General features: G+C 53.1%; 1 protein-coding gene. It reads left to right on the forward strand.

Features of this window, described 5'->3' with window-relative positions; genetic code table 11:
- Window positions 1-589, forward strand: a 589-nt coding sequence (gene queA, locus ACTHUR_RS14030) for a tRNA preQ1(34) S-adenosylmethionine ribosyltransferase-isomerase QueA (protein WP_440399163.1), incomplete at its 5' end; no start/stop codon positions are given.
- Window positions 590-716: the final 127 nt, after the last annotated feature.

A 716-nucleotide genomic window follows, 5' to 3' on the forward strand; every position in this document is an offset into this window, starting at 1 on the left:
GCCTTATATCGAACGCGCGGCCGATGATGAAGACGACAGCCGCTATCAGACCGTGTACGCCAAGTATCAAGGCGCAGTGGCCGCGCCGACGGCGGGTTTGCACTTTACCGATGAGTTATTGGGCCGTCTGAAAGCCAAAGGCGTAGAAACCGCAGAAGTGACCCTACACGTCGGTGCCGGCACATTCCAACCCGTACGCGTCGATAAAATTGAAGAACACAAAATGCACAGCGAGTGGTTTGACGTACCGGCCGAGACCGTTGCCGCCGTTGAGGCCGCCAAAGCGCGCGGCAATAAGGTGTGGGCAGTGGGCACAACCTCCATGCGCGCCTTGGAATCCGCTGCACGCGAGACAGGCCGTCTGAAAGCCGGTCGCGGCGATACCGATATTTTCATTACGCCGGGCTACCGCTTCAATGTTGCCGACCGATTGATTACCAATTTCCACCTGCCCAAATCAACCTTGCTGATGCTTGTCAGCGCGTTTTCGGGTATGGAGCATATCCGCAGCGTTTACCGCCATGCGGTGGAACAGGAATACCGCTTTTTCAGCTATGGCGATGCGATGATTTTAGGGAAAGCGGAATAAATCGGAAGCGGATTGGAGCGTTTCAAATGGGGTATTTGGGTTGTCCCGAATCTGAATTAGTTGGAATGCTCTAAAATACGCGAATCAAAATAAATTATTGAAGTAAACACGCGAAGTTGTTGGGATT

Source organism: Neisseria sp. P0021.S007, from assembly GCF_051956855.1.